6 protein-coding genes are annotated in these 8609 nt (G+C 30.6%); 2 read left to right on the top strand and 4 right to left on the bottom strand.

The genetic code is table 11. From position 1 onward, the window contains the following. Positions 1–237 precede the first annotated feature (237 nt). Together CPJCM30710_RS14615 and CPJCM30710_RS14610 are read right to left on the bottom strand one after the other, a co-directional pair. Complete coding sequence (locus CPJCM30710_RS14615; protein WP_212904907.1) at positions 238–1206, bottom strand: LacI family DNA-binding transcriptional regulator; 969 nt, start codon at positions 1204–1206, stop codon at positions 238–240. Positions 1207–1537: 331 nt separating this feature from the next. After that, a complete protein-coding gene (locus CPJCM30710_RS14610; RefSeq protein WP_281413991.1) occupies positions 1538–2980 on the bottom strand; it encodes a 6-phospho-beta-glucosidase in 1443 nt (480 codons plus the stop codon). A 318-nt stretch (positions 2981–3298) separates the two neighbouring features. Between CPJCM30710_RS14610 and CPJCM30710_RS14605 the strand changes: the two genes are divergently transcribed. Further along, on the top strand, positions 3299–4663 hold the full coding sequence (locus CPJCM30710_RS14605; RefSeq protein ID WP_212904906.1) for an aminotransferase-like domain-containing protein: 1365 nt from the start codon (positions 3299–3301) through the stop codon (positions 4661–4663). A 63-nt stretch (positions 4664–4726) separates the two neighbouring features. On the opposite strand, the gene CPJCM30710_RS14600 is transcribed toward CPJCM30710_RS14605, so the two are convergent. Continuing rightward, positions 4727–6025 carry an MFS transporter gene (locus CPJCM30710_RS14600; protein WP_212904905.1) on the bottom strand — a complete coding sequence of 433 codons (1299 nt, stop codon included), beginning with the start codon at positions 6023–6025 and terminating at the stop codon, positions 4727–4729. Between the two features lie 364 nt (positions 6026–6389). Then, the gene (locus tag CPJCM30710_RS14595) at positions 6390–7340 is read right to left on the bottom strand and encodes a metallophosphoesterase family protein (protein ID WP_212904904.1); all 951 of its coding nucleotides are present in this window, start codon (positions 7338–7340) and stop codon (positions 6390–6392) included. Positions 7341–7525: 185 nt separating this feature from the next. Here CPJCM30710_RS14595 and CPJCM30710_RS14590 point away from each other — a divergent pair, with 185 nt between their 5' ends. Next, the gene (locus CPJCM30710_RS14590; RefSeq protein ID WP_212904903.1) at positions 7526–8587 is read left to right on the top strand and encodes a lactonase family protein; all 1062 of its coding nucleotides are present in this window, start codon (positions 7526–7528) and stop codon (positions 8585–8587) included. Positions 8588–8609 lie beyond the last annotated feature (22 nt).

Genomic DNA, 8609 nt, shown 5'->3' with positions numbered 1-8609 from the left:
CTCCCTTACCACAACCTGAAAACATTGTTAGTGTTAGCATGCCTGTTATGACAGCTGTTAAAAGTTTTTTTCTCATTAATTCTTCCCCCTCATCTTTTTTGGAAATGTTTCCATTTTTATCTAATTAAAATGCAAAACGTTTAAGTATAGTGGAAATGTTTCCATTTTAAATTAAGAAAACGTTTTACAAACCTAGTTTACCATATACTTGATATGATGTAAATATATATTTTTTTATTAAATTGTTGTTTCTCCTTTTCTAAATGATACTGGTAATACCAATTCTTCTGGTACTTCCACACCATTTATTTGATTGATTAATATTTCAACGCTAGATCTAGCTATTTCCTCAACAGGCTGACGTATAGTTGAAAGAATAGGACGAAAATAACCATTAGTCTGAATACCGTCGTATCCAATTACCTGAATATCTTCTGGAATCCGCTTCCCTCTTCCTCTAGCCTCACTAATAAAAGCCCCTGCAAACATATCTGTACTTGTAAATACACCATCAACCTCTGGATATTTATCTAAGAACTTTTTTGCTAACTCTCCTTCACATCCAAATCTCACCACTTCTTCAAGAATACAATATTTAACCTTATTCTTCTCAGCTGTATCAATAAAAGCCTCCTTACGCTTAAATACATCAGTTGCTACAGTCGACCCTCCTCCTAAATACCCTAGATACTTACATCCATTATTAATCAATGTTTCAGTGGCAATCTTTCCTCCCTCATAGTTATCTGATGCTACCAAAGGTACTTCCTTACTAAAATAACGATCTATTGTTACTACCCTCAGTTTAGGATTAATATATTTACCGATATTATTATAAGATAAAATTATAATACCAGCTACTTGATTTCGTTTTAGCATCTCTAAATATTGAATTTCTTTTTCCTTTTTTGACTCTGAATTGCATAGCATTAATTTATAGTCATTTTTATAAGATTCATCTTCTATATAAAATGCAAGCTCTGAATAAAAAGGATGCCAAACAGACGGTATTATGAGCCCAATAAATTTTGTTGATTGCTTTTTAAAGTTTCGTGCAACTTCATTCGGAGTATAATCTAATTCCTTCATAACCTCTAATATTTTTTCTCTTGTTTCAGGTTTTACTGAGCCAGTTCCATTTAAAACTCTAGAAACAGTCCCTAATCCTACTCCAGACTTTTTTGCCACATCCTTTATAGTTGCCAAAATATTTACCCCCTTAATAATACTAAGATACGTGAATTCAATGATATATGAGTTTTTATAAATAGCCTCAGTATCAATGTTCATAGTTAGATTTTAAATTTAACTATGAATTTATAATAATTTAATTATATAACAAAAAGTACCTATCCAAAAGCATTAATAACACTTTTGGATAGTTTTACAATATTATTATTTTAAGTACCATAACATTCGAATATATTCTTAAAATAAATATGGTAAATACTTTAGGGTTATTATTTTATTCATGAATAAAAAATTAAAATTACAAAGAGAGGAATTTAAATACAAATTACCTCTCTAACCCTTAAAATTATAATTCTTCTCCATTTGATTCTATAACTTGCTTGTACCAATTAAAGCTTTTCTTAGGAATTCTTTTCATTGTTCCATTACCATCATTATCTTTGTCTACATAAATGAATCCATAACGTTTTTTCATTTCACCTGTAGAAGCACTCACTAAGTCTATGCATCCCCACATAGTGTATCCCATTAATTCAACACCGTCTCTAACTGCCTCTTCCATTTGAATTATATGATCTCTTAAGTAATCGATTCTGTAATCATCATTAATTGAACCATCTTCCTCAATTACATCAACAGCTCCTAAGCCGTTTTCCACAACCATTAATGGGATCTGATAACGATCATAAATGTGATTTAATGTATATCTTAGGCCCTTAGGATCAATTTGCCATCCCCAATCAGAAGCCTTTAAATATGGGTTTTTAACCCCACCCAATAAGTTTCCACTGCTGTTTTCTTGATTTGGATCACTGCTTGCAACAAGAGACATATAATAACTAAATGAATAGAAATCTACACAACCTGCTTTTAAGATTGCTTCATCTTCTGCTTCCATTTGTATTTTTATTCCCTTTTCTTCAAAATAGCGTTTCGCATATCCTGGATAATATCCCCTTACTTGAACATCAGAGCATAACATATTATTAATTTGATCTTTTTGTTGAGTTAATAATATGTCATCTGGATTACATGTATTAGGATAATTACACATATAAGCAATCATACATCCAATTTTAAAATCTGGATTAATTGAATGTCCCAATTTTACAGCTTTAGCACTTGCTATAAACTGATGATGTAATGCTTGGAATCTTATTTGTTCATTATCCTTTGCTCCATTTGAAAGTTCTGCATTTTCTGTTCCGTTTATAAGTATTCCACCAGCCATGAAAGCTCCTAGCGGCATTGTCAAACAGTTAATTTCATTAAACGTTAGCCAATATTTTACCTTATCTTTATATCTATTGAAGATTGCTTCGCAATATCTTGTATAGCAATCAATTATTTCTCTTCCTGCCCATCCATTATATTTTTTAGTTAATCCAAATGGCATTTCATAGTGAGAAATAGTTACTAACGGCTCAATATTATATTTTAATAATTCATCAAATACATCATCATAAAATTTTAAACCCTCTTCATTTGGTTCTAATTCGTCACCATTTGGAAATATTCTAGTCCAGTTAATTGACATACGAAATGTCTTAAATCCCATTTCTCCAAACATTTTAATATCTTCTTTATAATTATGATAGAAATCAATAGCCTGATGACTTGGATAATACGTACCCTCTTCTAAAATAGGTGTAATACGTCTAGGAGTTGTATGAGTACCACCAGTCATCATATCTGCAGTACTTGGACCTTTTCCCCCTTCATTCCATCCGCCTTCAAACTGGTTTGCAGCAGTTGCTCCTCCCCATAAAAATCCCTCTTGCATCTTCATTATTAAGTCCCTCTCTTTCATTTTCATTATTAAGTTTCCTTATACAATTGGTGATAGTTTATCTCTTTTAACAACTTCTGCATTTGCGTTTATTTTTTTATAGATCTTTCTACTAAAAATAAACACCTCTAGTTCTTAATCAATTCTGGAGTATAACTTATATCATCATAGTTTGTTACAATTTTTATTACACCTATAAATTAGAATTTATAGAAATAATCCTTAAGAACATTGTTTAAGTTTATTATATTCCCCTATAAAAACCTTTTCAATCATGATAAAATAGAACTGTACTAGTACAGTTAGGAGGTTGTTACTGTGAATAATACCTATGAAAAAATAGTTGAAGATATAGAAATGGACATAAAAAAAGAAGTCTATAAACCCGGCAAAAAACTCCCCTCTGTTAGGGAGCTAAGTCAAAAATATAATTGCTGTAAAAATACTGTTGTTAAAGCTTATGAAACCCTTAAAAATAATCATATAATTTATTCTATACCTCAAAGTGGTTATTATATTGTTGAAAAATTAATAAAGAATGAAGAGTTAGAGTCTTCTACTATAAACTTTTTAAGTGGAAACCCAACCATAGGTAATATGAATACTCCTGACCTTAAGCATTGTCTTGATAGAGCTGTTGACATATATAGAAACAATTCTTTAAGCAGTAATCTTTGGGGCATAGACTCTTTAAAAAACATATTGCCTAAATATCTTTCTGATTTTCAAGTGTTTACGTCTCCAAATAATATCTTTGTTAACCTAGGAATCCAACAAGCTCTAAGTATACTAACTCATATGCCTTTTCCTAATGGTAAAGATTTAATTTTAATTGAACAACCGACATATAGATATTTTATTGAATTTCTAAGGTTTTCTAATGCTAAAGTTATGGGAATAGAAAGAGATGAAAATGGAATAGATTTAAATAAGCTAGAAGCTATTTTTAAGACTGAAAGGGTTAAATTTTTTTATACAGTGCCTAGAAATCATAGTCCATTAGGAACTTCATATAATAAAAGCCAAAGAAAGGCAATAGCTAAATTAGCTGCAAAGTATGATGTATATATTGTTGAAGATGACTATTTTAGTGATATTTCCGTAGACAATAAATATGATCCTATTTACGCTTATGGAGACCACCATCACCATATTTATTTAAAAAGTTTTTCAAAAATAATTCCTTGGATGCGGATTGGATTAATAGTAGTTCCATCCCACTTATTAGAAATATTTGAACAGCACACAAAATTATCTTATTACTATTCATATTTTTCAGCTTCTTTGATTTCTCAAGCTACATTAGAGATTTACATACGAAGTAATATTCTAAAGAAGCACGTAAACTCCATTACAAAGGAACTGGAAGAAAAACAAAAGTGTTTAAAAAAGAATTTATCAAAACTGCACAAATATGACATAAAGCCCATTGGTGGCAAATCTGGATTTTACTCATATCTACAACTCCCAGATTCAATAAATGAAAATAGATTAGTAAATGACTTAAAAAAGCAGAATGTCCTTGTATCTTCAGGAACACACTTTTATTTAGATAATTCTTTTTACAAAAATGGAATACGTTTAAGTATTGCTTGTGCAAGTGTTAAGGATATTAATAAGGGCTTTGAAATTATGTGTTCCCAGATTGAAAAGTACACTAAAAATCAAAATGCATTAAAATAAAATTTATTTTAATGCATTTTGTGAGGGAAACAAGGAGGCCAGTAGAAATTTTGTGTAATATAATCACAAATTTTCTACAGCCTGATAATTGGAATCACTATTATTTTTCATAAGCTTATTATTTAACATAAAAACATATATACTAAGAGATAATATGCCACAAACCGCTGAACCTAAATAAATAGATGATAATCCTATTTTTTGTGATAAAACACCCCAAATAACTGCTCCTATGCAGAAACCAATATCCATTGATGAAAAAAATGTTGCATTAGCAGCACCTCGCCGATCTGGAGAACATTGTGAAACTGCCAGTGAACTTAATGTAGGTTGTGTAGAGCTATAACCAGCTCCATAAAGCACACCAGCAATTAAAAATCCAGGGAGCGTAGTAGCAAAAGCTAATATCACAAAGGATAGAATCAAAAGTATCATACCTGGCAGCATAATTCTAGTAATGCTGTAACGAGCAGAAAGTTTATCCGTAATCGTTCTAGTAACTAAAAATGCTAAAGCATATATAGTAAAAAAGATACCAATATTACTTATGTTACGCGAAGTAGCATAAACGGGTAAAAAAGTAAAGATACTTGCAGTCGTAAGCATAATAAAAAACATGACTATAGATGCTGGTACAGCAGTCGCTTCAAGGATACTACCTTTTTTACGCTTTTTGAGATAATCTTCTGATGAGTTAATTGCTTTATCTTTTATTACACCAGAATATTTTTTATTTTTCCCTCCTATATTTCTACCACATACATAAAGATTATTAATCTTTTTTCTCTCATAATTGATAAATAAAGCACCTATCAATGCAAGGACTCCAAAAACAAAAGTAACCCCAAAAAAAGTATTGTAGTTATAATATTGAATAAGATACAATCCCAAAGCCGGTCCTATTGCTGTGGCAGCTGTAACAGCAATACCATTGTAACCCACACCTTCTCCAAGTCTGGTATGAGGAACTATGTCCGAAATAATTGTTCCCACAGCGGTGGTTTGAGCACTTAAACCAATACCATGTAAAAATCTTAAGAACAGTAAAATTCCAACAGTATAAGCAAGATTATATGATAAAGATACAAGTGAAAGTATAATGATGCCTATAATTAACACTATCCTTCTACTGCTATTATCCAATAAATTTCCAAACCAAGGACGAAATAAAAGAGCTGATAAAGTGAAAATTCCCGTAACTATTCCAACACTTGATTTACTGCCCCCAATATGTTGGACATACATAGGTAGGGTTGATCCCTGCATATTCATGATTACACTTGCAAAAAAGCTAATTATTAATATTATAACAAAATGCTTTGTCCATAATTTATCCTTGGTTATGTTCTGTGTGTGCTTCATAAATCTCTCTCCCTAATGTTATTTAAGAGCGCTCTTTAAATCTATTATATTTGTCTATGAAAACCTCTTCAATAATGATAAGTGAAAACTGTACTAGTACAGTTAGGGATTTATTCTACTCAATTTAGAAAAACCCACTGGCATGATTAAATCATATCCAATGGGTTTTTTTATATCTAAAAGTGTATCTTTACTTTATGGAATTTCTATTGTTTCTTTAAGGGATCTACTACATACAGTTCTCCCATAGTTTCACATGCACTCTCAACAATCGTAAGAATCTCTTCCTTCTTAATACCGTAGCTTGACATTTTAAGATTATATACTCAACAGTCCAATAAAAAACTATAAACTCTTTAATCTATTATTTAGATATTTCCTGTGTAAAAATCCATGACTTTTCTTTAATATCTCTTCCTTTAATAACAACTTTATTTCCTTTTACTTCAACATATAAACCTTTTATATAGGGCTCTCTAATTATTCCACCCTTTTTATCAGGATTTGGTATTATTGTGTAATGTATCGCTCCTGTATGAACCATGGTAAAAGGTTGATTTAATTTTACACTAGTATTATCTAATTGGCGGTGTGTATGTGATGTAAATAATATAACCTCCGCATACTTTGATAATATTTTTCTAACCTGTTCACTTTGCTCTACTCCGATCCATCCGCTATTATTACTTAGGTGTTGATGCAAAAATACAAAAATCGGTTTTCCTTTTTCATATTTTTCAGCAAGCTTTTCTTTTAACCACTTTTGCTGTTTTTTGGATATAAAAGCTCTCACTGAATCTATGGTCTCTGAATTGCCATCCTCTGATCCTAAGGAAATGAAATGATAATCCTTTACCCATATATCGTGATAAACATTCTCTTCACCAGCAAATTGAAGGTATCTATTTTTAAATATTTGAACATCCTCAGGGCTATTTACTTCTATATCGTAGTTAAAAAACTCATGGTTACCTATATTTTTTATTATAGTTTTAGGCAGCAATAACTTATTTTTATCAAGAGTCTTTTTTATTGAATCGTATTGTTTTTCACTACCTTGATCAACAGTGTCTCCATTTAATACAAGAACATCCATAGATGGATTTATTGTATACAAATCATTAATAGCCTGTTGAAAGTGATTAATATTTTCATGGACATCTCCTAGAACAGAAAAAGTAAGGTCTACATCGTGTGTCTCTGCTGTTTTTACAATACTATTAACGGGTTTAATAGACCTATTTATATACCAAGCTTTTATAAATCCTCCTGCTAAAATTATGATTACAGAAAGTACTAGTATTATTTTTTTCATTTAAATTTAACACCTCTATTAATTTTTTTACTTCACTAACTTATTTTGCTCAAATTTCGAGAAAACAAAAGCTCTGCTTCTAGGATAATTGTATTGATACAGTTAGAAGATTGTTTACTATAAAAAATATCAATTAAAAGTTATTATATTATTAAGTATTATTAATTTTTATGGAGGAAAATGCTATGAGTAAAAAAGTTCCTAAACTTACAGCATATGTTGGAACATATACTAACGGTAAAAGTGAAGGAATCTATAGTTTCTCACTGGATACAACATCAGGAAATATAGATGAGGTAAAATTAGCAGCAAAGCTAGAGAATCCTACATATTTAAGTATAAATAAAAATAATCAGTATCTTTATTCCGTAATAAAAGTAGGAGAAGCTGGCGGGGTAGCTGCATTTTCAATAAATAATTTAACAAAAAGCCTTGAATTATTAAATTATCAAGTATCAGATGGAAAACCTCCATGCCATGTTAGTTTAGACAGTAAAAATAATTATGTATTTTCAGCAAATTATCACAAAGGGAATGTTGAAGTATTTTTAATAAATAAAGATGGAAGTATCAATGCTGCTTCATCTACAATAACCCATGAAGGCTCAGGACCAAATAAAGCAAGACAGGAAAAGGCTCATGTTCACTATGTAGACTTAACCCCTGATGAAAAATATCTCTGCACTGTAGATTTAGGTATAGATAAACTAGTGATTTATAAACTTAATAATGGAACTTTATTAAAATTAAATGATCTATCTCTAAAACCTGAATCTGGACCAAGGCATATGGATTTTCATCCTAATGGTAGGTTCGCCTATATAATCACCGAATTGAGTTCAGAAGTCATAGCATTAGAATATTCTCCATCAGAATGTAATTTTAAAGAACTACAATATATTTCAACCCTACCAGATCGCTATAATAATGAAAACCTAGGTGGTGCGATTCATATATCACCTGATGGCCGTTATTTGTATGCATCAAATCGTGGTCATGACAGCATTGCTGTTTTCAGTATAGATAATCTTTCCGGTAAACTTAAACTAATTTCTCACAATTCAACTGAAGGTTTATATCCTCGCGATTTTAGCATAGATCCTACTGGAAAGTTCCTTGTTGTAGTAAATCAAAATTCAAATAATATAGTGCCATTTTTGATAGATAGGACTACTGGTAAATTAACACAAATAAATAGTAGTGTTTTTATACCAAATCCAGTATGCGTAAAGTTCTTCCATATTTAACACCTAAAAAAGCTACCTTATT

The sequence above is a fragment of the Clostridium polyendosporum genome (assembly GCF_018332455.1).
GTDB lineage: Bacteria > Bacillota > Clostridia > Clostridiales > Clostridiaceae > Clostridium_AY > Clostridium_AY polyendosporum.
Note: the sequence above shows the minus strand (reverse complement) of the source record. Positions and strands in the feature narration are given on the sequence as shown.